This is a genomic window from Brevundimonas sp. (genome assembly GCF_041648615.1).
GTDB lineage: Bacteria > Pseudomonadota > Alphaproteobacteria > Caulobacterales > Caulobacteraceae > Brevundimonas.
In genome coordinates this window covers 67,866-88,762 of sequence record NZ_JBAZOS010000004.1, presented here as the reverse complement: position 1 = coordinate 88,762, position 20,897 = coordinate 67,866, and the positions used below count along the sequence as shown (strand labels likewise).

The 20,897-nt window shown below is 69.5% G+C and carries 22 protein-coding genes; 16 read left to right on the top strand and 6 right to left on the bottom strand.

Going from position 1 to position 20,897, the window contains the following annotated elements; genetic code table 11:
* Positions 1 to 85 precede the first annotated feature (85 nt).
* Both WC555_RS03490 and WC555_RS03485 read right to left on the bottom strand, forming a co-directional pair.
* Positions 86 to 289, bottom strand: a complete 204-nt coding sequence (locus WC555_RS03490; protein WP_373251162.1) for a DUF2892 domain-containing protein — start codon at positions 287 to 289, stop codon at positions 86 to 88.
* A complete protein-coding gene (locus WC555_RS03485) occupies positions 286 to 1,599 on the bottom strand; it encodes an NAD(P)/FAD-dependent oxidoreductase (protein WP_373251160.1) in 1,314 nt (437 codons plus the stop codon). The genes WC555_RS03490 and WC555_RS03485 overlap by 4 nt, the downstream gene beginning before the upstream one ends.
* A gap of 164 nt (positions 1,600 to 1,763) precedes the next feature.
* Between WC555_RS03485 and WC555_RS03480 the strand changes: the two genes are divergently transcribed.
* From WC555_RS03480 to WC555_RS03460, 5 genes are all read left to right on the top strand, one after another.
* Positions 1,764 to 2,798: an efflux RND transporter periplasmic adaptor subunit gene (locus tag WC555_RS03480; RefSeq protein WP_373251159.1), complete on the top strand. Its 1,035-nt coding sequence runs from the start codon at positions 1,764 to 1,766 to the stop codon at positions 2,796 to 2,798.
* Positions 2,795 to 6,025 (top strand): efflux RND transporter permease subunit, encoded by a 3,231-nt coding sequence (locus tag WC555_RS03475; RefSeq protein WP_373251158.1) that lies wholly within the window; start codon positions 2,795 to 2,797, stop codon positions 6,023 to 6,025. The genes WC555_RS03480 and WC555_RS03475 overlap by 4 nt, the downstream gene beginning before the upstream one ends.
* Positions 6,022 to 6,366: an ArsR/SmtB family transcription factor gene (locus WC555_RS03470; RefSeq protein ID WP_373251157.1), complete on the top strand. Its 345-nt coding sequence runs from the start codon at positions 6,022 to 6,024 to the stop codon at positions 6,364 to 6,366. The genes WC555_RS03475 and WC555_RS03470 overlap by 4 nt, the downstream gene beginning before the upstream one ends.
* The gene (locus tag WC555_RS03465) at positions 6,363 to 6,746 is read left to right on the top strand and encodes a DUF302 domain-containing protein (RefSeq protein ID WP_373251156.1); all 384 of its coding nucleotides are present in this window, start codon (positions 6,363 to 6,365) and stop codon (positions 6,744 to 6,746) included. Before WC555_RS03470 ends, WC555_RS03465 begins: the two co-directional genes overlap by 4 nt.
* Positions 6,747 to 6,868: 122 nt before the next feature.
* The gene (locus WC555_RS03460) at positions 6,869 to 8,269 is read left to right on the top strand and encodes a dicarboxylate/amino acid:cation symporter (RefSeq protein ID WP_373251154.1); all 1,401 of its coding nucleotides are present in this window, start codon (positions 6,869 to 6,871) and stop codon (positions 8,267 to 8,269) included.
* Here WC555_RS03460 and WC555_RS03455 read toward each other — a convergent pair.
* Positions 8,266 to 8,757: a VOC family protein gene (locus WC555_RS03455; RefSeq protein ID WP_373251152.1), complete on the bottom strand. Its 492-nt coding sequence runs from the start codon at positions 8,755 to 8,757 to the stop codon at positions 8,266 to 8,268. The genes WC555_RS03460 and WC555_RS03455 overlap by 4 nt on opposite strands.
* Before the next feature lie 106 nt (positions 8,758 to 8,863).
* On the opposite strand from WC555_RS03455, the gene WC555_RS03450 reads away from it, so the two are divergent.
* Positions 8,864 to 9,211: an arsenate reductase gene (locus WC555_RS03450; RefSeq protein ID WP_373251150.1), complete on the top strand. Its 348-nt coding sequence runs from the start codon at positions 8,864 to 8,866 to the stop codon at positions 9,209 to 9,211.
* 300 nt (positions 9,212 to 9,511) lie between these two features.
* On the opposite strand, the gene WC555_RS03445 is transcribed toward WC555_RS03450, so the two are convergent.
* Both WC555_RS03445 and WC555_RS03440 read right to left on the bottom strand, forming a co-directional pair.
* Positions 9,512 to 11,791 (bottom strand): glycoside hydrolase family 3 N-terminal domain-containing protein, encoded by a 2,280-nt coding sequence (locus WC555_RS03445; RefSeq protein ID WP_373251149.1) that lies wholly within the window; start codon positions 11,789 to 11,791, stop codon positions 9,512 to 9,514.
* Between the two features lie 85 nt (positions 11,792 to 11,876).
* On the bottom strand, positions 11,877 to 12,116 hold the full coding sequence (locus WC555_RS03440) for a DUF2188 domain-containing protein (RefSeq protein ID WP_373251147.1): 240 nt from the start codon (positions 12,114 to 12,116) through the stop codon (positions 11,877 to 11,879).
* Between the two features lie 179 nt (positions 12,117 to 12,295).
* On the opposite strand from WC555_RS03440, the gene WC555_RS03435 reads away from it, so the two are divergent.
* The 3 genes from WC555_RS03435 to WC555_RS03425 are packed head-to-tail and all read left to right on the top strand — an operon-like array spanning position 12,296 to position 13,559.
* Positions 12,296 to 12,712: a hypothetical protein gene (locus WC555_RS03435; protein WP_373251145.1), complete on the top strand. Its 417-nt coding sequence runs from the start codon at positions 12,296 to 12,298 to the stop codon at positions 12,710 to 12,712.
* Between the two features lie 21 nt (positions 12,713 to 12,733).
* The gene (locus WC555_RS03430) at positions 12,734 to 13,273 is read left to right on the top strand and encodes an RNA polymerase sigma factor (protein WP_373251143.1); all 540 of its coding nucleotides are present in this window, start codon (positions 12,734 to 12,736) and stop codon (positions 13,271 to 13,273) included.
* Positions 13,263 to 13,559, top strand: coding sequence for a hypothetical protein (locus tag WC555_RS03425; protein ID WP_373251141.1), 297 nt, complete (start codon positions 13,263 to 13,265; stop codon positions 13,557 to 13,559). Before WC555_RS03430 ends, WC555_RS03425 begins: the two co-directional genes overlap by 11 nt.
* Here WC555_RS03425 and WC555_RS03420 read toward each other — a convergent pair.
* A complete protein-coding gene (locus WC555_RS03420) occupies positions 13,546 to 14,364 on the bottom strand; it encodes an endonuclease/exonuclease/phosphatase family protein (RefSeq protein ID WP_373251139.1) in 819 nt (272 codons plus the stop codon). The two genes, WC555_RS03425 and WC555_RS03420, sit on opposite strands and share 14 nt — an antisense overlap.
* A 154-nt stretch (positions 14,365 to 14,518) precedes the next feature.
* On the opposite strand from WC555_RS03420, the gene WC555_RS03415 reads away from it, so the two are divergent.
* From WC555_RS03415 to der, 7 genes are all read left to right on the top strand, one after another.
* A complete protein-coding gene (locus tag WC555_RS03415) occupies positions 14,519 to 14,926 on the top strand; it encodes a DUF6249 domain-containing protein (protein ID WP_373251137.1) in 408 nt (135 codons plus the stop codon).
* 25 nt (positions 14,927 to 14,951) lie between these two features.
* On the top strand, positions 14,952 to 15,512 hold the full coding sequence (locus WC555_RS03410) for an RNA polymerase sigma factor (protein WP_373251135.1): 561 nt from the start codon (positions 14,952 to 14,954) through the stop codon (positions 15,510 to 15,512).
* Positions 15,502 to 15,924 carry a hypothetical protein gene (locus WC555_RS03405; protein ID WP_373251133.1) on the top strand — a complete coding sequence of 141 codons (423 nt, stop codon included), beginning with the start codon at positions 15,502 to 15,504 and terminating at the stop codon, positions 15,922 to 15,924. Before WC555_RS03410 ends, WC555_RS03405 begins: the two co-directional genes overlap by 11 nt.
* Before the next feature lie 90 nt (positions 15,925 to 16,014).
* Positions 16,015 to 16,851 carry a 3-methyl-2-oxobutanoate hydroxymethyltransferase gene (gene panB, locus WC555_RS03400; protein ID WP_373251131.1) on the top strand — a complete coding sequence of 279 codons (837 nt, stop codon included), beginning with the start codon at positions 16,015 to 16,017 and terminating at the stop codon, positions 16,849 to 16,851.
* A 92-nt stretch (positions 16,852 to 16,943) separates the two neighbouring features.
* On the top strand, positions 16,944 to 17,720 hold the full coding sequence (locus WC555_RS03395; RefSeq protein WP_373251129.1) for a tetratricopeptide repeat protein: 777 nt from the start codon (positions 16,944 to 16,946) through the stop codon (positions 17,718 to 17,720).
* Between the two features lie 23 nt (positions 17,721 to 17,743).
* A complete protein-coding gene (locus WC555_RS03390; RefSeq protein WP_373251127.1) occupies positions 17,744 to 19,174 on the top strand; it encodes a PQQ-binding-like beta-propeller repeat protein in 1,431 nt (476 codons plus the stop codon).
* A 32-nt stretch (positions 19,175 to 19,206) separates the two neighbouring features.
* Positions 19,207 to 20,829 carry a ribosome biogenesis GTPase Der gene (gene der, locus WC555_RS03385; protein ID WP_373251125.1) on the top strand — a complete coding sequence of 541 codons (1,623 nt, stop codon included), beginning with the start codon at positions 19,207 to 19,209 and terminating at the stop codon, positions 20,827 to 20,829.
* Positions 20,830 to 20,897: the final 68 nt, after the last annotated feature.

The window sequence follows — 20,897 nt, the reverse complement described above, 5'->3', positions numbered from 1 at the left end:
CCCCGCGAAAAGTCACATCTTCATCGGTCCGGGGACGGACCGGCGCCTTGATGTCGATCAAGCCTCGCGTGGGCGAGATCGCGTTTTACCGGAACGCCGTCCCGGGCCGCACGCCCAGACGCCGGAACAGCATGGCCGCCGGACAGAAGCCGGTGACCGACGCCTGCATCAGATTCAGGCCGACGAAGACGGTCAGCCAGACCCAGGCCGGATGGACCCAGTGGGCCAGGGCGACGCTGACCAGCACCATCAGGCCGGCGAACATCATGACGGCGCGATCGAGACTCATGCCTTGGGCTCCTGTGCAGGGGTGGACTGTGTGGTGCGGCGCAGCTTGTGGGCGCCGATCAGATCGAGAGCCAGCTTCTCATAGAGGGGCTCGGCCTGGCCCTTGCGGACCTTGTGCAGGAAGTAGCCCTCGAAGGCGACCTTGGCGGCGTGCACCCAGCGGCCGCTGGCCGACCAGTTGATGTTGCGCGGCGGAATCTGCGGCTGGGCCATGAAGGCCACGCCGCCGTCGCCGAAGTCAGCCAGGCAGATGGCGTTCCAGCTGGCCTCGTTGGTCGGCGCCTGGCCGTCGAGGATCTGCTTCAGATTGGCCGCGATGGCCGTGACCATGCTCTCGATCATGAAGCCGGTCTTGGGCACGCCGACGGGCACCGGCGTCGGTCCGGTCGGCGGAATGGCGATGCATACGCCCAGGGCGAAAATCTCGGGCCAGGCCGGATTGCGCTGATGCTTGTCCACCAGGATGAAGCCGCGCGGATTGGTCAGGCCCTCGACGCCGCGCACCGCCTCCACCCCGCGGAAGGCGGGCAGCATCATGGAATACGAGAAGGGCAGGTCGTGGTTCGCCTTCACGGCCCCGTCCTCGCCGATCTCCTCGACGTGCATCAGGCCGGCGTCGACGCTCTTCACCTTGGCGTTGGTGACCCATTTGATGTGCCGCTGGCGCATCTCGCTTTCCAGCAGACCCTTGGTGTCGCCGACCCCGTCGAGCCCCAGGTGGCCGATATAGGGTTCCGAGGTGACGAAGGTCATCGGCACGCGGTCGCGCAGCTTGCGCCGGCGCAGCTCGGTGTCGAGGATCATGGCGAATTCATAGGCCGGTCCGAAGCACGAGGCGCCCTGCACCGCCCCGACCACGATCGGGCCGGGGTTCTCGACAAAGCGATCGAAAGCCTCGGCCGCGTCCACCGCGTGATCGACATGGCAGATCGACACCGTATGCCCGTTCGGGCCGAGGCCCGGGATCTCGTCGAAGGCCAGGTCGGGCCCGGTGGCGATGACCAGATAGTCGTAGTGAAGCGCCCGGCCGTCGGCCAGGTCGATGCCCTTTTCGGCGGGGCGGACGCCCGTGGCGGCGACGTTGATGAACTCCACGCCCTTGCGCTTCATCACCTCCGGCAGGCTGACCTCGATGGCCTCGCGCTTGCGCCAGTTCACCGCCACCCAGGGGTTGGACGGGGTGAAATGGAAGATGTCGCCCTTCGACACCATGACGATGCGCGCGCGGTCGCCGAGGGTGTCGCGAATTTCATAGGCGGCTATGGCGCCGCCCAGGCCTGCGCCCATGATGACGATGGTGGGCCGATCCATGGCGGTCTCCTTGAGCTTTCCCTGATGCCTGATCCTGCGCCGCCGGGGCCGCCGCGCCTTGATCCGCATCAAGGCCGGGGGCTGGCGCCGGGAGCACGGTGCTCAGGCTTGCATTCATATTAGCATGATCTAATATTAGAGCAACCTTACATAAGGATTCTCTGATGAAGACGTTCACGGCCCCGTTCGCCGCTCTCGCTGCCGCCGCCCTTCTGGCCGGCGGCCTGTCGGCCTGCGGCGGAGAGCCCGAGGTCGCGGCGTCCGCGCCCGTGCGCGGTGAACGTCTGACGGTCGCGGAGCAGACCATCGACGCGGTCAAGCCGGCCTCGGCCGTGGTCGCCTCGCGCGATCTCGGCGAGGCCCGGGCCCGGATCCCGGGCACGCTGACGCAGTTGAACGTGCGCGAAGGCGACACGGTGCGTCAGGGCCAGGTCATCGGCATGGTCATTGATAACCGGGTCGGGCTCGAGACGGCGGCGTACGGCGCCCAGGTCGCGGCCGCCGAGGCCGAGGCCGCGCGCGCCCGGGCCGATCTGTCGCGCATCCAGACCCTGTTCGACAAAGGCATCTACGCCCAGGCCCGGCTCGACCAGGCCCTCGCCGCCTCCCAGGCCGCCAACGCCCAGGTCCGGGCGGCGCGCGCCGTGCGTTCGGCCAGCGCCGAGACCGGGGCCCAGGGCCGGATACTGGCCCCCACGTCCGGCCGCGTGCTCGCCGCCGACGTGCCCGCCGGCTCGGTGGTCAGCGCCGGACAGTCGGTCGCCACCATCACCGCCGGACCGCTGATCCTGAGGCTGGAACTGCCCGAGGCCCAGGGCCGCAACCTCCGGGTCGGCCAAAGCGTCGTGGTTTCATCCGAGGACCTGCCCGGCGTCAGCACCGGGACCATCGCCCAGGTCTATCCAGCCTCCACCGGCGGCCAGACCACCGCCGACATCTCCGTCGCGGGCCTGGGCAGCGACCGGGTCGGGCAGCGGGTCACCGTCCAGGTGCCGGTGGGACAGCGGCGCGCGCTGGTCATTCCTCGCCGCGTCGTCTCCACCCGCTACGGCATCGATTTCGTCCGCACCATCGACCGCGCCGGCCGCGTCAGCGAGGCTCCGGTCCAGCTGGCGGGTCCCGCCGGCGCGGATCGCGTCGAGGTGCTGTCGGGTCTCGCCGCCGGCGATGTCGTCCTCGCTCCGGAGCGCGCCCGATGAACCTCGGCCTTTCCGGGCGGCTGACGCGCGCCACGCTCAACTCGCCCCTGACCCCCCTGATGCTGCTGGCGGCGATCGCCGTCGGCCTGATGGCCGTGCTGTCGATCCCCCGCGAGGAGGAGCCGCAGATCAGCGTGCCGATGGTCGACATCATGGTCGCGGCCCCGGGACTGAGCGCCTCCGACGCCACCGAACTGGCGGCCAAGCCGCTGGAAGCCATCGTCCGCAGCATCGACGGCGTCGAGCACGTCTACACCCAGGTGCAGGACGACCAGGTGATGGTCACCGCCCGCTTCGTGGTCGGCTCGGATCCCGACGACGCGGCGGTCCGCGTCCACGAAAAGGTGCGCGCCAACTACGGCTCCATTCCCGTCGGGGTGTCCGAGCCCCAGATCGTCACCCGCGGCATCAATGACGTGCCCGCCGTGGTCCTGACCCTGACGCCGCGCGCCGACGCCGCCGCGCGCTGGAGCGACCAGGCCCTCTACGACGTCGCCGCCCGCCTGCGGACCGAGATCGGCAAGGTCGAGGACGTCGGCCTGACCTTCATCGTCGGCGGCCGCCCGTCCGAAATCCGGGTCGAGCCCGACCCCGCCCGCATGGCCGCGCGCGGCGTGGCCCTGTCCTCGGTGCTCGAGACCGTCGCCCAGGCCAACCGCAGCTTCCCCGCCGGCGCCTTCCGCGACCAGGGCCAGGCCGTCTCCCTGCGCTCGGGCGAGCGGCTGGCCACGCCCGACGACGCATCCTTGTTGACGGTCAGCTCGATGGCCGGCGAGCCCGTCTATCTGCGCGACGTGGCGACCATCGTGCAGGCCCCGCGTGAGGACCAGGCCCGGGCCGCCCACTACGCCCGCGCCGGCGACGGCTGGAGCCGGACCCCCGCCGTCAGCCTGGCGGTGGCCAAGCGCCAGGGCGCCAACGCCGTGGTCGTCTCCCACGGGGTGATGCAGCGGGTCGAGGCGTTGAAGGGCACGCTGATCCCGGACGGGCTCGAGGTCGTGGTCACCCGCGACTACGGCGAGACCGCCAATGAAAAGGCCAATGAGCTGCTCATGCACCTCGGCCTCGCGACCATTTCCATCGTCATCCTGATCGGCTTCGCCATCGGCTGGCGCGAGGCCGGCGTGACGGCGGTGGTCATCCCCACCACCATCCTGCTGACCCTCTTCGCCTCCAATCTGATGGGCTACACCATCAACCGCGTCAGCCTGTTCGCCCTGATCTTCTCGATCGGCATCCTCGTCGACGACGCCATCGTGATGATCGAGAACATCGCCCGCCACTGGGCCATGAAGGACGACCGCAGCCGCGCCCAGGCCACCGTCGAGGCCGTGGCCGAGGTCGGCAATCCGACCGTGGTCGCCACCCTGACGGTGGTCGCCGCCCTGCTGCCCATGCTGTTCGTCTCGGGCCTGATGGGCCCCTATATGGCGCCGATCCCGGTCAACGCCTCGGCGGCCATGGTCTTCTCCTTCTTCGTCGCCGTGGTCATCGCGCCCTGGCTGATGATCCGCCTGGCCCGCAAGACCCTGGCCGGAAGCCACGGTCACGAGCACGGCGAGGGCAAGCTGGGCCGCCTCTATCGCAAGGTGGCCACGCCGGTGATCCGCTCGCGCCGCAGCGCCTGGATCTTCCTGATCGTCGTCGGCCTCGCCACCCTGCTGGCCATGTCCATGTTCGGCTTCCGGGCGGTGCCGGTGAAGCTGCTGCCGTTCGACAACAAGTCCGAGCTGCAGGTCGTGCTGGACATGCCCGAGGGAACCAGCCTCGAGACCACCGAACGCACCCTGGCCGGGGCCGCGGCCGTGGCCGGAGTCCTGCCCGAGGTGGAGTCGCTGGAGAGCTACGCCGGTACCGCCGCGCCGTTCAATTTCAACGGCCTGGTCCGTCACTACTTCCTGCGCGCCGGCGCCGAGCAGGGCGACCTGGCGGTGATGCTGGCCCCCAAGGGCGAGCGCAGCCGCAGCAGCCACGCCATCGCCCTCGACCTGCGCCGGCGTCTGGCCGACCTGCCGCTGCCGGCCGGGTCCTCGATCAAGGTGGTCGAGGCTCCGCCGGGACCGCCGGTGCTGGCCACCCTGCTGGCCGAGGTCTATGGCCCCGATCCCGCCACCCGCCGCGCCGTGGCCGCCGAGCTGGAGACCCTGTTCCGGGCCGAGTCCTCGGTGGTCGATGTGGACAACAGCTACGGCGTCCGCCGCCCGGTCCTGCGCCTGATCCCCGACCGCGAGAAGATCGAGCGCTTCGGCCTGTCCGAGCGCGAGGTGCACGACTCCATCGCCGCCGTCATGGGCGGCCAGATCCTCGGCTACGCCGCGCGCGACAACGAGCGGACTCCGGTCGAGATCGCCGTGCGTCTGCCCCAGTCGGCCCGGACCTGGAACGAACAGATGGCCGTCATGCCCGTGGCCGTGACCACGCTCGACGGCGGCCGGCGGCTGGTCGAGCTGGGCGAGGTCGTCGAGGCCCGCACCGAGCTGGCCGGCTGGCCCGTCTACCGCCGCGACGGCCGCGCCGCCGAAATGGTCACCGCCGAACTGGCCGGCCAGTTCGAGGCTCCGATCTACGGCATCCTCGCCATCGACGCCGCCATCAAGGCGCACGACTGGAAGGGGCTGCCGCGGCCCGAGGTCCGGCTCAACGGCCAGCCGACGGACGAGACGACGCCCACCGTGCTGTGGGACGGCGAGTGGGAGATCACCTGGGTGACCTTCCGCGACATGGGCGCCGCCTTCGGCGTGGCCCTGCTGGGGATCTATGTTCTGGTCGTCGCCCAGTTCAAGGACTTCCGTATCCCGCTGGTGATCCTGACGCCCATCCCCCTGACCCTGATCGGCATCGTCATCGGCCATATGCTGTTCGGCGCGCCCTTCACCGCCACCTCGATGATCGGCTTCATCGCCCTGGCGGGGATCATCGTGCGAAACTCGATTCTGCTGGTCGACTTCATCCGCCACGCCCGAACGCCGGGACGGCCCCTGCGCGAGGTCCTGCTGGAGGCCGGGGCCATCCGCTTCAAGCCGATCCTGCTCACCGCCCTGGCGGCCATGATCGGCGCGGCCGTGATCCTGTTCGACCCGATCTTCCAGGGACTGGCGATCTCCCTGCTGTTCGGTCTGATTTCCTCGACCATTCTGACGGTGCTGGTGATCCCGGCGATCTATATTGCGTTGAAGGACGACGGCCGCCCCCTGGCCGCGCCCGGACCCGCGCAAGAGACGCCATGACCGACGCCCTCCCCAGGCCGAACGCGGCCGCCCTGGCCGAACTCGAGGCCAGCGCCGCCCCGGCCGCCCGGCTGATGCGGCTGTTCGCCAATGAGCAGAGGCTGATGCTGATGTGCCGGCTCAGCGAGGGCGACTGCGCGGTCGGCGAGCTGGCCGGCTTCGTCGGCCTGTCCCAGTCGGCCTGTTCCCAGCACCTGGCCCGGCTGCGCGACGCCGGCGTCATCGCCCCGCGCCGCGAGGCCCAGACCATCTACTATGGCATCGCCGACCCGGCCGCGGCCCGGGTCATCGCCCTGCTCTGCGACATCTATCGCGACAAACCGGAGGCATCGAATTCATGACCTATTTCCACGCCCGCACCATCGAGGGCGACTTCGACGCCGTCCTCGACCGCACCCGCGCCGCCCTGCAGAAGCACGGCTTCGGCGTCCTCACCGAAATCGACGTCCAGGCCACGCTGAAGGCCAAGATCGGCGAGGACTTCCGCCCCTACCGCATCCTCGGGGCCTGCAATCCCGTCATGGCCCATGAGGCCCTGATGATGGAGCCTCACGTCGGCGTCATGCTGCCGTGCAACGTGGTGGTTCAACAGTCAGACGGGTGTGTGGAGGTCTTCGCCATCGAGCCCGCCGCCTCCATGCGCGCCATCGAAAACCCGGCGCTTCTCGCCCATGCCGGGACGGTGGGCGAACGCCTGAAGGCCGCCGTCGACGACGTCTGACGGCCGGCCCCGTCAGCGCGCCTCGCGACCGCCTCTTCAGGGCGACGCCGGTGGGAAAGCGCGGCGCGAGGTCGTAGTCTGCGTCCGGGAATCGCGGCGACACGCGATCAGGGGAAACAGGCATGGCCCGCAAGCCGACGACATCCGCCACGCCGAAGAAACCCGCGCCCCGGACCGCCAGGATCGCGCCTGGCGTCGCCGTCGAGGCCGCGCCGCCGACCCCGGCGAAGAAGAAGCCGATCTGGACCCACCTCTATTTCCAGGTCCTGGTCGCCATCAGTCTCGGCGCCCTGATCGGCCACTTCTGGCCCGTCTTCGGCGAGAGCCTGAAGCCGCTCGGCGACGCCTTCATCCGCCTGGTCAAGATGATCATCGCCCCGGTGATCTTCCTGACCGTGGCCACCGGCATCGCCCACCTGCGCGACCTCGGCCGGCTGGGCAAGGTGGTGGGCAAGGCCTTCGCCTATTTCCTGACCTTCTCCACCCTGGCCCTGATCATCGGCCTGATCGTCGCCAATGTGGTGCAGCCGGGGGCGGGGATGAACGTCGATCCGGCCACGCTCGATCCGGGCGCCGTGACCACCTATGTCCAGAAGGCGCACGACACCGACATCGTCGCCTTCCTGATCAACATCATCCCCGAGACCGTGGTCGGCGCCTTCGCCGGCGGCGACATCCTGCAGGTGCTGTTCTTCGCCATCCTGTTCGGCATTTCGCTGGCGATCATCGGCGACCGCGCCCAGCCCGTCCTGACCCTGCTGGAGAGCGTGTCCGAGGCCTTCTTCAAACTGGTAGCCATCCTGATGAAGGCGGCGCCGATCGGGGCCTTCGGGGCCTTCGCCTTCACCATCGGCCGCTACGGCATAGAGTCGGTGATCAGCCTCGCCGCCCTGGTCGCCACCTTCTACCTGACCTCCGCCTTCTTCGTGATCGTGGTCCTGGGGGCCGTGGCCCGGTTCAACGGCTTCTCGATCTTCAGGCTGATCCGCTATCTCAAGGAAGAGCTGCTGCTGGTCCTCGGCACCTCGTCGTCCGAGGCGGCCCTGCCCAGCCTGATCGAGAAGATGGGCCGCGCCGGCTGCGACAAGTCGGTGGTCGGCCTGGTCGTGCCCACCGGCTATTCGTTCAATCTGGACGGCACCAACATCTACATGACCCTGGCGGCCCTGTTCATCGCCCAGGCCTGCGGCGTCGAGCTGTCTCTGGGCGAACAGCTGCTGCTGCTGGCGGTGGCCATGCTCAGCTCCAAGGGCGCGGCGGGCGTCACCGGCGCCGGCTTCATCACCCTGGCCGCCACCCTCGCGGTGGTGCCAAGCGTGCCCGTCGCCGGCATGGCCCTGATCCTCGGCGTCGACCGGTTCATGAGCGAGTGCCGGGCCCTGACCAACTTCATCGGCAACGCCGTGGCTACCATCGTGGTGGCGAAATGGGAGAACGGACTGGATCGCGAGGCCTTGAACATGGCGCTGTCGGGCGCGCCCGGCCCGGTCGCGGCGGGCGCCGTGCAGGCGGACGAGGACTAGCCCCGCGCGGCGCGCTCGATCTCCGCGACGTTCAGCCGTTTCATGGTCATCATGGCCTCGAACACCCGCTTGCGGACGCCCGCGTCCGGATCGGCCAGATATCGGTTCATCGCATAGGGCACGACCTGCCACGACAGGCCGTAGCGGTCTTTCACCCAGCCGCACTGCTCGGCCTCGGGCACGGCGGACAGGGCCTCGGTCAGGCGATCCACCTCCGCCTGGTCCTCGCAGTCAATCTGCAGCGAGATGGCTTCGGTGAAGCTGAAATGCGGCCCGCCATTCAGGGCGGTGTAGCGATGGCCGGCGAGGGTGAACTCGACCAGCAGGACGTCGCCGGCCTTGCCGCTCGGATAATCACCCGGCGAGGTGATGACGGCGTCGATCCGGGAATCCGGGAACAGCGAAACGTAAAACCCGGCGGCCTCCTCGGCTTGCTTGTCGAACCAGAGACAGGGGATCAGCTTCTGGCGCGGGGGCAGGGCGGACATGGCGCGTCTCCTTAATGCTGGAGACGGATAATATTAAACTTACGGGTTAAATGCAAACGCGGACGCGTGGCTTGCTGTTCCCGGCGGGGCTGGGCAGACAGGCGCCATGACCCCGACTCTCTACGGAATCCCCAACTGCGACACGGTCAAGAAGGCCCGGACCTGGCTGGACCAGCACGGCGTGGGCTTTGATTTCCACGACTACAAGAAGGCCGGAATCGACCGCCCGCGGCTGGAGGCCTGGGTCGCGGCGCACGGCTGGGAGACCGTGCTGAACCGCGCCGGCACGACCTTCCGGGCCCTGCCGGACGCCGACAAGACCGGTCTCGACGCGGCGAAGGCCATCGACCTGATGCTGGCCCAGCCGTCGATGATCAAACGCCCGGTGCTGGATCTGGGCGACCGGACCCTGGTCGGGTTCAAGCCCGACGCCTGGGCCGCGATCCTGACCTAGGTTGAGGCTCCGTCTGGTCCCTTGCCCCGGCGAGTGCTGGTTCATCACAAAGGACACAAAGGAAATCACGAAGGACACAACGGGTCCTGAGTGGATGACAGAGCCGGACCCGTCGTCAGCGCGATGAGCAGACTCCGGCTCACGCCTGAGCCTTGATTAAATCAAATGCGGCGAACGCCGCGATCACGAGACGCGCGGAAGAAGGCGCCAACCTCGACGCGGCCCCGGTCCCGTCGTGTCCTTTGTGAGTTCCTTGGTGATGAACCTTCCAGCCGCAGCGCCTTCCCCGAAGGGTGCCGTCTAACGGACGAGGGCGAACGACGCCGGTTCGCCGCTCTGGGCGTCGGCGCTCAGCCACACGTCGAACAGCCCCGGCTCCACGGTCGGCCGCAGGTCGGGGCCGAGGAACGACAGCTCGGCGAACGTCAGCGGCATCGCGGCCTCGACCGACCCGCCCGCCGGCACGGTGACGCGGCGGAATCCCTTCAGCAGCCGCACCGGCTGGGTGATCGAGGCGGTCCTGTCGCGGATGTACAGCTGGACCACCTCGGAAACCGCGCGGGACCCGGCGTTGGTCAGGGTGACGGCGACCGTGATCTCGCCGTTCCACGCCATCGTCGGCGCCGACAGGCGGACGGGCGAGTAGTCGACGGCCCCGTAGGTCAGGCCGTGGCCGAACGGGTACAGCGCCAGATGCGGAACCTCGCGGAATTTCGAGGTGAACTCCGTGTCCGTCGGCTTCGACGGCCGGCCCGTGGCCTTGTGCGCATAGTAGAAGGGCGACTGGCCCGAGCGGTGCGGGAAGCTGACCGGCAGGCGGCCGGTCGGGGCGTGGTCCCCGAACAGGATGTCGGCGACGGAATTGCCGGTCTCCGAGCCCAGGAACCAGGTCACCAGAATGGCCGGGGCGTCCTTGACCGCCCCCGCCAGCTCCATGCCCCGGCCGTTGCGCAGCAGAACCACCACAGGCTTGCCGGTGGCCGCCACGGCCTCGGCCAGCGCCAGTTGCGGCGCGGGAATGCCGATGTCGACGCGTGACTGGGATTCGGCCGACATCTGGGTGGACTCGCCGATCGCCAGCAGCACCACATCCGCCTGGCCCGCCGCGATCACGGCGGCCTCGATCCCGCCGGCCAGCGGCGCCTCGACGTCCGATCCCTTGACCACCGTCAGGCTGGAGCCTTCGCCCAGCTGGGCGCGCAGGCCCTGTTCCAGCGACACGGCCAGCTTCGGATCCTTGAAGATGGACCACGGGCCGAACAGGTCGGTCGTATCCGCCCCGAACGGCCCGATCAGGGCGTAGCGTTTGCCCGCCCTGGCCAGGGGCAGCAGGCCGCCGTCATTCTTCAGCATCACGATCGACTTGCGCCCGGCCTCGCGGGCGAGGGCCAGATGCTCGCGGCTGCCATGGACCCGGCGCTCCACGCGCACGTCCGAACCCCGGTACGGGGTCTCGAACAGGCCCAGCGCGGCCTTGGTCATCAGCACCCGCCGCACGGCCTCGTCCACGCGCGCCACCGGCACGTCGCCGGACTGCACCAGCTCGGGGATGTGCTTGAGGTACAGCCCGCTCTTCATCGACATGTCGACGCCGGCCATCAGGGCCAGCCGCGCCGCGTCGCGGCCGTCGGCGGCGTAGCCGTGGGCGATCAGCTCCTGTTCGGAGGTGTAGTCCGAGACCACGAAGCCGGCGAAGCCCCATTCACCGCGCAGGATGTCGGTCAGCAGCCATCGGTTGCCGCTGGCCGGCACGCCGTTCAGGTCGTTGAAGGCGCTCATCGTCGACAGGGCGCCGGCGTCGAAGGCGGCCTTGAACGGCGGCAGATAGACCGAGCGCAGCTCCAGCTCGCTCATGTCGGTCGAATTGTAGTCCATGCCGGCCTCGGCCGCGCCGTAGGCGGCGAAATGCTTGGGACAGGCCAGCAGCGACGACCAGGCCTTCAGATCGTCGCCCTGGAAGCCCCGCGTGCGCGCCGCGGCGAACAGATTGCCCAGCAGGACGTCCTCGCCCGCCCCCTCGACCACCCGGCCCCAGCGCTGGTCGCGGCCGACGTCGACCATGGGCGCATAGGTCTGGTGCACGCCCGCGGCCCCGCCCTCGACGGCGGCGGCCCGCGCCGTGCGCCGGGCCAGGTCCGTATCCCAGCTGGCGGTTTCGCCCAGCGGCACGGGGAAGGTGGTGCGCAGGCCGTGGACGATGTCGGCGGCGAACAGCAGGGGAATGCCCAGCCGGCTGTCCCGCACGGCCATGTCCTGCACCATCCGCGTGGCCTCGGCCCCCACGCCGTTGAACAGGGCGCCGATCCGGCCGGCGCGGATGTCGGCGGCGGTGGACGCCTGGTCCGGATTGAAGTCGCCCGGGTTCACGCCCTCGGGCCGCCAGCGGAAGGGGTCGTTCAGCAGGTTCAGCTGTCCGGCCTTCTCCTCGATGGTCATGCGGGCGATCAGACCGTTGACCCGGTCCAGGTTCGAGGCCGCCTGCGCCGAGGCGATCCGCGGCGCCATCACCATGCCGGCGGCCAGGGCGCCTCCGGCCAGAAGGGCGCGGCGGGTCGGGGCGGGAAGGGGGGAATGACGCATTGTAACCGGTTCCGCTGACTGGGCGGCCAGACCTAAAGGCCGGGGCCGGCCCCGCCTAGCCCGGCGCGATCACAAGCGGTTGCGATCAACCCTCGACGTCGACCTCGGGCCGGTCGTGGCCGTCGGCCCGTTCGGTGATCCAGCGGCCCGAGGCGTCGGCGTATTCGATCAGGGCGTCCTCGTCCGGCACCTTCTGCTCGCGCGCCACGGCGACGGCGGCCGCGCGCGCGGAATCGTGCGTCGGATAGGTCTCGGAATAGGTTCCGCCCGACTGATAGGCCCAGCCTCCGTCGTGCTCGACGATGCGATAGGTGATCTGGACCATGGGGGGCTCCTGTGCGGATTGAGTGTCCGCCAGCGAACGCAAGGCCGCAAGATGGGTTGCGATGACCGCCCCGGTTTAGGCTCCAGAAAAATCCGCGAGACCGCATCCGCTGGCGCGGTCGGCGACGACTACCCTATGAAAGCGCGGGCGCTGCGTCCGGCGCATGAGGGGTGAGGATCATGGAAGACCTGTTCCGTTCTTACTGGTGGCTGCTGTTCCCGCTGGCCTGGTTCGTGTTCGGCGGCTTCACCAGCCTGCTCAACTACCGTCGGCAAAGGGATGCGCTGAAGCTGATCCAGACCTATGCCGAAAAGGGCCAGGAGCCGCCCGCCGCCCTTCTCGCCCTGCTCGACAAACCCATCGACGGCAGCGGCGTGTGGGAGTCGCCCAACGACCGCTATGGCCGTCCCGGCGACGGCGCCTGGTTCTCCGTGGTGCTCTTCGGAATCATGGCGGCCGGCTTCGCCTACGCCAGCTGGACCGACATCTACGGCGCCGGCGAGGCCTTTATGATCGTCAGCTTCGTGCTCGGGGCCCTCTGCCTCGCCTCCCTGGTCTCGGCCCTGCGCAGCGGCGGACGCGGTCCGCGGGCCTGATGCGGCCCGGGACGGCGCGCCATGGGGGGATTTCACAGCGACGCCGAGCTGGTGAGCCGGGCGCTCGCCGGCTCGGACGCGGCCTTTTCGCGACTGGTCGAACGGCATCAGGCGGCCGTGCGCGGCTTTCTGCGCCGGGCCCTGGGCGGGGGCTGGGCCGAGGCGGACGACGTGGCCCAGGACGCCTTCCTCGCCGCCTGGCGCTCGCTGCGCTCGCTCAGGGACCCGAGCGGCGTCCGCGCCTGGCTGTGCGGCATCGCCTGGCGCAAGGCCCGGGACCGGATCCGCGCCTCCCGGCGGGGCGCGGCGCGCGACGGCGTCTGGCTGGAGACGATCGATACGCCCGCGGGCGTGTCGCACGAGGATCGGCTGTCGATGGCCGCCGCCATGGCCGAACTGCCGGCGGACGTCCGCGCCTGCGTCGCCCTGTGTCTCGCCGACGGCTGGTCGCACGGCGAGGCGTCGGTCGCCCTGGGCTTGCCTCTCGGCACCGTGAAGTCGCATGTTGCCCGGGGACGGGCGCGGCTTCTGAAAGCGCTCGGAGGAACCGATGACGCCTGACCAGAAACTCCAGGCCCTGTTCGCCGCCGAAACGCCCCCGGCGCGCGACTACGCCTTCCAGGCGCGGCTGGCGCAGCGGATCGCCCTGCGCCGGGCGTGGATGACCGTCGCGGCCCTCATCCCCTGGGGCGTCGCCGCGATCGCCGTCCTGTGGGCCCTGAGGCCTGTCGTCGGTCCCTTGACGGAAGACATCGGCGCCCTGATCCCCGCCGCCGCCATGCTGGCGGGCGTGGCGGTCAGCGCCGTCGCGGCCCTGTCTCTGGCGCGCCGGTTCAGCGCAGCCTGAGGGTCGCCGCCACGCCGAAATGATCCGAGGGATACTCTCCGCCCGTCGGCCCGGTTCCGATCACCGCCGCGCTCGCCGGCGCGAACCGGGCGGCCTCGGCGAAGATGTGGTCGATGACCCGCGGCGGATGGTTCTTCGCCGGGTTCAGCGTCGTGGCGGCCGTCCCGGGGGGCAGGGCGCTGAAGAACCGCTCGCCGGTCAGCGCCGCCAGCCCGGCGTCCTCCTGCACCGCGTTGAAGTCGCCCGTGACGATCAGCGGCGTCCCGTCCTTCGGCGCCCAGGCCATCAGATCGACCAGCTGGCGGGCCCGCACGGCCTGGGCGTCGGCCTGCCAGGCCAGATGGGTGTTGACGATGTCGACCCTGCGGCCTTCCACCGCCACCCGCGCCCGGACGGCGGTGCGATAATCGTCCAGCGGCTCCAGCTTCCTCCAGTCATGCGCCAGCACCGGCAGGCGGCTCAGGATCGCATTGCCATACCGTCGCGGCGCCCCCTCCGCGTCGGTCGAGACGAAATGCATCTCATAGCCGCCCAGGGCGTCCGCGATCGTCCGCGCCTGGTTCGGCAGGCCGACGGCGGCGTCCTCCAGCACCTCCTGCAGGGCGATCACGTCCGGATCCACGGCCCGCATCGCGGCGATCAGCAGGGGCAGTCGCGCGGGCCAGTCGCCCTGGTTGTGCCAGATATTGAACGTCACCAGCGTCAGCGACGGCCCGGCGGCGTCGGTCGCCACGCCCGTCCCGGCCGCGCAGGCGGTCAGCGGCGCGGCGGCCAGGCCGGCCAGAAGGAGTCGGCGGTCGATCATCGGCGTGTCTCCGGTCCGTCCAGACGAATGGGGTCGTTGCGCCTTACGAAAGTTTCACCTCGCCGTCCGCATCCATGCGGTCGCTTCACAGCCTCTTGTCGTCAGAAGGCCGAAGCATCACGCTCCCGGTCTGACCAAAAGAGGGGATACCCGCATGGAAGACTTCATCCCGCTGTTCGCGATCTTCGCGGTCTTCGGCACCATCACGGCCATCGTCGTCGGCCCCACCTGGCTCAAGTCCCGCGAACGCCGGGAAATGCAGGCGACGGTGCGTCACGCGATCGACAAGGGGCAGGAACTGCCGCCTGAAATCATCACCGCCCTGAGCAGCGAGGCCGCCCGCAAGCTGCCGTCGCGGACCCGCGACATCCGCCGCGGCATCATCTGGCTGGCGGTCGGCGTCGGCATCGCCGCCTTCGGCCTGATCAACGACATGCCCTGGCACGGCGGGGACGACTGGGGCGGCAACGTCGGCGACGGCCTGCTGGGCATCGCGGCCATTCCCGTCACCATCGGCCTGGCGTTCCTGGTCCTGAGCTTCTTCAACCCGAACAAGGACTGAGCCGGGTCGGACAGGGGGACTGATCATGACCCAACCTCTGATCGACCGGCACGACGTCGAGCTCGCCGCCCTCGCGGCGGCGGGCGGACGGCGGGAGTTCGGCGAACTGGTGCGCCGCCACGGCTCGGCGGTGCGCGGCCTGCTGCGGCGGATGGGGGCCCAGGCCTCGCTCGCCGACGACATCGCCCAGGACGCCTTCATCCAGGCGTTCGAGCGGTGCGCGGAGTTTCGCGGCGAGGGCACCTTCGCCGCCTGGGTCAAGCGGATCGCGGCGCGCCTTTACATCAAGCGCGTCGCCAAGGAAGCCCGCTACATTGCTGAAGTTGAACAGGAAGATATCGCGCCCGTCGCCGATCAGGCGGGCCTGATGGACCTCGACGAAGCCCTCAAGGGCCTCAGCGAGCCTGAACGCCTCTGTGTTTCCCTTTGTCACGGGGCCGGCATGGCGCATCCCGAGATCGCCGCCGCCCTGAATTTGCCACTCGGCACGGTGAAGTCTCATGTCAAACGTGGTCTGGATAAACTCCGCGCGCGGCTACAACCGCAATCCGCGCGGTCCGTGGGAGGAACGCAGCATGTCGGCTGACGAGTTCGATCCCGATATCGAGCGCCTGTTCGCGCGCACCCCGCACCTGCCCGACGCGGCCCTGTTCACCGCCCGGGTCGAGCAACGCCTGCAGAAGGGCTCCCATGTTCGCTTCGTCGCCCTTGGCCTCGCCGGCGTCGTCGGCGGCGTCGTGGCGGTCCGCGAGACCATGAGCGTGAACCTGGGCCTCAGCGGCGGGAGCGACGGCGTCGTCGCCGGCGACGCCCTGGGTCAGGGCATTCGCTCGACCTCGCTCGGGGTTCAAAGCACGGTTCAGGGCGGCCTTGACCAGTTCGGCCTCGGCCATCTGGAACTGGGCTCCATGGGCGGCATGCAGCTGTTCTGGATCGTCGCGGGCGCCCTGATCGCCCTCGCCGCCGCCGGCGTGATGAAGCTGTCGCAGGAAATCTGACCCGGCGTCCGTCATCTCCCGGGATGATGGGCCAAGGGATGACGGGGGCGAGCCCCGTCGCTATCTAGGTCTCCGAACAGGAGGACCGCCATGTCCAGCCAGAAGCAGGAAACCGTCCGCCGCCTCGCCGCGCCCGACATCCGCAACCGCAAGGGCGGCGAGCCCATCGTCTGCCTGACCGCCTATGACGCTCCCACCGCCGCCCTGCTGGACGATCATTGCGATCTTCTGCTCGTCGGCGACAGCGTCGGCATGGTGGTGCACGGCCTGCCCAACACCGTCGGCGTCACCCTGGAGATGATGATTCTCCACGGCCAGGCCGTCATGCGCGGCTCAAGGAAGGCCATGGTGGTCGTCGACATGCCGTTCGGCAGCTACGAGGGCGGCAAGGAGCTGGCCTACGAAAACTGCGCCCGCGTCATGAAGGAGACGGGCGCCCAGGGCGTGAAGCTGGAGAGCGGCCCCACGGTCGCGGAAACCATCGCCTATCTGGTCCAGCGCGGCATCCCGGTCATGGGCCACGTCGGCCTGCGGCCCCAGGCCGTGCTGACGGACGGGGCCTTCAAGGCCAAGGGCCGGACCGACGAGGAACGGCTTCGCGTCATGTCGGAAGCCGAGGCCACCGCTGACGCCGGGGCCTTTTCCATCGTCATTGAGGGCGTGGCCGAGGGCCTGGCCCGCGACATCACCGCCGCCGTCGACAAGCCGACCATCGGCATCGGCGCCTCGTCCGCCTGCGACGGCCAGATCCTGGTCACCCCGGACATGCTGGGCCTGTTCGACTGGACGCCGAAATTCGTCCGCCGCTACGCCGATATGCGCGGCGAGATCGACCGCGCCGTGGCCGCCTACGCCGCCGACGTGAAAGCCCGCCGTTTTCCTGCCGAAGTCGAGACCTACTTCTCGAAAAAGCCCGTTACGCCCTAAGGGCTGCGTTGCGGCGGGCAGGCTGACCCTCTAGGGTCCGGCCGGATTGAATTTCAGCGGCCTGAGCGCCGTTTTCTGGGGGCGACGTATCCGTGGTTGATGTCTTCGAGCAGGTCGAGGAGGAGCTCCGCTCCGACCGCTACAAGCGGCTGGCCCGCACCTGGCTGCCGGTCGCCGGCGGCGTGCTTCTGATCGCCCTGATCGCCGCCCTGGCCTTCTGGGGCTGGGACAGTCTTCAGACGTCAAAGGCCGACAAGGCCTCGATCGCCTTCGACCGCGGCATGCAATCGATGCAGGCGAACAACCCGGTCGGCGCCGACGCCGCCTTCACCCAGGCGGCCAGGGAGGGCAACGGCGCCTACAAGGCCCTGGCCCTGATGCAGCGCGCCGGCATCGCGGTCGACGCCAACCGCATTCCGGACGCCATCCGCCATTTTGACGAGGCGGCCAAGGCCTCGCGCGATCCGCTTCTGTCCGACGCGGCGGCCCTCAAGGCCGCATGGCTGGCCATGGACAGCGAAACCCTGGCCCAGATCGAGGCCCGCCTCGCGCCGATCGCGAAGGATGGCCGTCCGTACAGCCCCTTCGCGCTCGAGGCCCTGGCCATGGCGCGGCTCCAGAACGGCCAGGTCGCGCCGGCGCGTGAGGCGCTGGTGCTGCTCAAGAACGGCCTGGATACGCCCGACATCATCAGCCAGCGCGCCGACCTGACCATCGCCGCCATCGACTCCGGCGCCGCGGCCGGCCTGTCGGCCATCGTTCGCGCCCAGGCGGCTCTTCCCGTGGCCCCTCCGGCCGGTGCGGCTCCCGCCGCCGGCCCCGCCGCGCCGACTCCCGCCGCGCCCGCATCCGCTCCGGCCCGCCCGTGATCCCCGTTTCCAGGACGTCCGCCATGAATCGCGTGCTTAAAATCGCTCTGCTGGGCGGTGTGGCCGTCTCCCTCGCTTCGTGCGGCACGGTGCGCAACGCCCTGCCGTTCGGTCTGGGCGGCTCGAAGGAGCCCCAGGCCACGGCCTCGGCGGGGCAGCGGATCTCGGTCCTGGAGTTCGAACAGCAGCTGGCGCCGTCCGCCGCCCTGTCCGGCCGCGACTTCTTCCTCCCGGGGCCCCAGGCCGCCACGGCCTGGACCCAGCCCGGCGGAAACGCCGAGAATTCGGTTGAGCATGTCATCGCCGCGCCCGAGTTCGCCGTCGCCTGGCGGCGCGGTGTCGGCGCGGGCTCGTCACGCACGCGTCAGGTCATGGCTCCGGTCGTGGCCGACAACGGCCGCGTCTTCGTTCTGGACGGCGAATCCTTGGTGTCGGCCCTCGACTCCGGCACCGGCGCCCAGGCCTGGAAGGTCAACATCAAGCCCGACGAACGCGAAGGCGGCAGCCGCGGCTTCCTCGGCTTCGGCGGCACGGGCGGAACGACCGGCGGCGGCTTCGGCGGCGGGGTCGCCGTGGGCGGCGGCAAGGTCTTCGTCTCGTCCGGCTATCGCACCATGACGGCCCTGGACCAGGCCACGGGGGCCGTCCTGTGGACCACGCCCGTCGATGTGCCGATCCACGGCGCCCCGACCGTCGCGGGCGGCCGGGTGTTCGTGGTCGATGTCGAGAACCAGATCCAGGCCTTCGACACCACGACCGGCGCCCAGGTCTGGTCCTATCGCGGCATTCCCGAACCGGCCCGTATCATGCGCGCCTCCAGCCCGGCGGTCACCGGCGACACCGTGATCGCGCCCTTCTCGTCGGGCGAGATCGTGGCCCTGCGGGCCTCGACCGGTCAGGCCGTGTGGCAGCAGGTGCTGTCGCGCACCAGCCGCACCAGCGCCCTGTCCGAAATCCGCGACATCGTCGGCCGTCCCGTCATCAGCCGCGGCACGGTCTACGCCGTCAGCCACTCGGGTCTGCTGCAGGCGATGGACATTCGGTCCGGCCAGCCCAAATGGGCGCCCCTGCCGATCGCCGGCGTCAATGCGCCCCTGCCGGTCGGCGACGTCATCTATGTCGTGTCCAAGGACGGCGAACTGACCGTCATCAACCGCGAGACGGGCCAGATCTACTGGAGCCGCGACCTCAACGAGGGCCGCGTGCGTCAGGAAGGCGGCTATTTCGGTTTCTTCGACCGCACGGTGCGGCCGGAATGGTCGGGACCGCTGCTGGCCTCGAACCGTCTGGTCCTGACCAATTCGGACGGCGAGCTCGTCGCCTTCGACCCGAAGACCGGCGTCCAGACCGCCTCGCTCAAACTGGGCGCCGGACCGATCTATCTGGCGCCGGCCGCCTACAACGGCGCCCTGTATGTCCTCACCGACAAGGGCGACCTCGTCAGCATTCGCTGACGCTGGACCACAAACTGCGTTAGAAGGCCGACATGGCTCTCAAAGTCGCCATCGTCGGCCGCCCCAACGTGGGCAAGTCGACACTGTTCAATCGTCTCGTCGGCAAGCGCCTCGCGCTCGTCGACGACCGCCCGGGCGTGACCCGCGACCGTCGCTACGCCGACGGCAACATCGGCGACATGGACCTGACGCTGATCGACACGGCCGGCTATGAGGACATCAGCGACGAGAGCCTCGAGTCGCGCATGCGCGAGCAGACCGAGGCCGCCATCGAGGACGCCGATCTGCTGCTGTTCATGATGGACGCCCGCGAGGGCGTGACCTCGCTGGACCAGATCTTCGCCGACCGCCTGCGCAAACAGCACAAGCCCGTCATCCTGCTGGCCAACAAGTCCGAGAGCCGCGAGAGCGGCGGCGGCATCGGCGAGTCCTGGTCGCTCGGCTTCGGCGAGCCCGTCGCCATCTCGGCCGAGCACGGCGAGGGCATGGCCGACCTCTACGCCGCCATCGTCGCCGCCAGCGCCGACATCTTCATCGAAGAGGTCGACGAGCCCGACAAGCCGATCCGCATCGCCATCATCGGCCGTCCCAACGCCGGCAAGTCGACCCTGATCAACCGCCTGATCGGCGAGGACCGCATGCTGACCGGCCCCGAGGCCGGCATCACCCGCGACTCCATCTCGGTCGACTGGGAATACGAGGGCCAGAACATCCGCCTGGTCGACACCGCCGGCATGCGCCGCAAGGCCCGGGTGCAGGAAAAGCTGGAAAAGCTGTCGGTCGCCGACACCATCCGCGCCATCACCTTCGCCGAGGTGGTCGTGCTGGTCATGGACAAGGACGACGCCTTCGACACCCAGGACCTGCAGCTGGCCGATCTGGTCGAGCGCGAGGGCAGGGCGCTCGTCTATGTCGCCGCCAAATGGGACCTCGAGACCGAGCCCCAGGCCAAGCTCGCCAAATTGACCCAGATGGCCGAGGACAAGCTGCCCCAGCTCAAGGGCTCGCCCTTCGTCGCCCTGTCGTCGCACAGCGGCCGCGGCGTCGAACGGCTGATGCCGGCCGTGCTTCAGGCCCACGCCACCTGGTCGGTCAAGGTCAAGACCAAGGACCTCAACACCTGGCTGGCCCTGGCGACCCAGAGGCATCCGCCCCCCGCCGTCGACGGCAAGCGGATCAAGCCCAAATACATGGCCCAGACCAAGGCCCGGCCGCCCACCTTCGTGCTGATGGCCAGCCGCGCCGAGTCCATGCCCGAGCAGTACAAGCGCTATCTGGTCAACAACCTGCGCGAGTCGTTCGACCTGCCGGGCACGCCGATCCGCCTGCTGGTCAAGTCGGGCAGCGAGAACCCCTATGCGCCGGGCGGCTCCAAATCGGGCCCCGAACGCTACAAGGGCGACGCCAAGACCGCGCCGCGCAAGGTCATCAAGAAGGCCGAGCGCGCCGAGATGCTGTCCAACCTGCCCGGCAAGGCGCTGGAGCAGAAGAAGGCCGGCAAGACCAAGCTCAAGCCGCTGGCCGGCCTCAAGGCCAGCGCCAACAAGAAGGCCGGCTCCTCGGTGGCCGTCCAGAAGGGCGCCCGCGGCGGGGCCCGTCAGGTCTCGCGCTCGGGCCGCGTGCGGACGGGACAGAAGCATTTGCCGAAGAAGTAGGCTGGCTCTGAGTTCACCTCTCCATTCGCGTAGGCGAATGGGGAGGACAGACCGCGTCAGCGGTCAGG

Bases quoted from the DNA above. Each gene is read 5' to 3' on its own strand.
- WC555_RS03490 (WP_373251162.1), bottom strand. From the start codon at position 289: ATGAGTCTCGATCGCGCCGTCATGATGTTCGCCGGCCTGATGGTGCTG.
- WC555_RS03485 (WP_373251160.1), bottom strand. From the start codon at position 1,599: ATGGATCGGCCCACCATCGTCATCATGGGCGCAGGCCTGGGCGGCGCC.
- WC555_RS03480 (WP_373251159.1), top strand. From the start codon at position 1,764: ATGAAGACGTTCACGGCCCCGTTCGCCGCTCTCGCTGCCGCCGCCCTT.
- WC555_RS03475 (WP_373251158.1), top strand. From the start codon at position 2,795: ATGAACCTCGGCCTTTCCGGGCGGCTGACGCGCGCCACGCTCAACTCG.
- WC555_RS03470 (WP_373251157.1), top strand. From the start codon at position 6,022: ATGACCGACGCCCTCCCCAGGCCGAACGCGGCCGCCCTGGCCGAACTC.
- WC555_RS03465 (WP_373251156.1), top strand. From the start codon at position 6,363: ATGACCTATTTCCACGCCCGCACCATCGAGGGCGACTTCGACGCCGTC.
- WC555_RS03460 (WP_373251154.1), top strand. From the start codon at position 6,869: ATGGCCCGCAAGCCGACGACATCCGCCACGCCGAAGAAACCCGCGCCC.
- WC555_RS03455 (WP_373251152.1), bottom strand. From the start codon at position 8,757: ATGTCCGCCCTGCCCCCGCGCCAGAAGCTGATCCCCTGTCTCTGGTTC.
- WC555_RS03450 (WP_373251150.1), top strand. From the start codon at position 8,864: ATGACCCCGACTCTCTACGGAATCCCCAACTGCGACACGGTCAAGAAG.
- WC555_RS03445 (WP_373251149.1), bottom strand. From the start codon at position 11,791: ATGCGTCATTCCCCCCTTCCCGCCCCGACCCGCCGCGCCCTTCTGGCC.
- WC555_RS03440 (WP_373251147.1), bottom strand. From the start codon at position 12,116: ATGGTCCAGATCACCTATCGCATCGTCGAGCACGACGGAGGCTGGGCC.
- WC555_RS03435 (WP_373251145.1), top strand. From the start codon at position 12,296: ATGGAAGACCTGTTCCGTTCTTACTGGTGGCTGCTGTTCCCGCTGGCC.
- WC555_RS03430 (WP_373251143.1), top strand. From the start codon at position 12,734: ATGGGGGGATTTCACAGCGACGCCGAGCTGGTGAGCCGGGCGCTCGCC.
- WC555_RS03425 (WP_373251141.1), top strand. From the start codon at position 13,263: ATGACGCCTGACCAGAAACTCCAGGCCCTGTTCGCCGCCGAAACGCCC.
- WC555_RS03420 (WP_373251139.1), bottom strand. From the start codon at position 14,364: ATGATCGACCGCCGACTCCTTCTGGCCGGCCTGGCCGCCGCGCCGCTG.
- WC555_RS03415 (WP_373251137.1), top strand. From the start codon at position 14,519: ATGGAAGACTTCATCCCGCTGTTCGCGATCTTCGCGGTCTTCGGCACC.
- WC555_RS03410 (WP_373251135.1), top strand. From the start codon at position 14,952: ATGACCCAACCTCTGATCGACCGGCACGACGTCGAGCTCGCCGCCCTC.
- WC555_RS03405 (WP_373251133.1), top strand. From the start codon at position 15,502: ATGTCGGCTGACGAGTTCGATCCCGATATCGAGCGCCTGTTCGCGCGC.
- panB (WP_373251131.1), top strand. From the start codon at position 16,015: ATGTCCAGCCAGAAGCAGGAAACCGTCCGCCGCCTCGCCGCGCCCGAC.
- WC555_RS03390 (WP_373251127.1), top strand. From the start codon at position 17,744: ATGAATCGCGTGCTTAAAATCGCTCTGCTGGGCGGTGTGGCCGTCTCC.
- der (WP_373251125.1), top strand. From the start codon at position 19,207: ATGGCTCTCAAAGTCGCCATCGTCGGCCGCCCCAACGTGGGCAAGTCG.